1 pseudogene is annotated in these 418 nt (G+C 64.4%); it reads right to left on the reverse strand.

The annotated features are described in order from the left end of the window. A pseudogene (locus GSQ89_RS38760) lies at positions 1-418 on the reverse strand (hypothetical protein); the annotation flags it as partial.

Below are 418 nucleotides of genomic sequence, written 5' to 3' on the forward strand. Positions count from 1 at the left end.
TGATACCGACCTGATCCGCGGACAGGTAGGTGTAGGCGCGGCGAACAAAGACGGTTTCCGCGGAGGTGTTGACCGACGGGCTGGCGATGGACGGCGCCGCCGTGGTGCCGGTTGCAGCCATCGCGGGCTGGAAGTTCTCACGCAGCTCGATCTGGGCGCCGTAATGGATGCCGTTCGTGCTGGTGCCGTCGAACCCGGGATACAGGCGCATATAGGAACTGACGGTAACCGGATTCACCTTGTAGGTGACACCGCCCGGAACATGGTAGCTGTTCAGGCTGGTCGCGCTGTAAGCGAAGTCGGCTTCGACCTTGCCACCCAAGCGGATGACAACGGTGCCGGGTGCCGGAACGGCATAGAAGTTCTGCCCGAGGGAGCCATAGGTGCTGAGGCCGCCGGCGGCGGCGCTGCCTGACGG

It is taken from the genome of Acidisphaera sp. S103, from assembly GCF_009765975.1.
GTDB lineage: Bacteria > Pseudomonadota > Alphaproteobacteria > Acetobacterales > Acetobacteraceae > Rhodopila.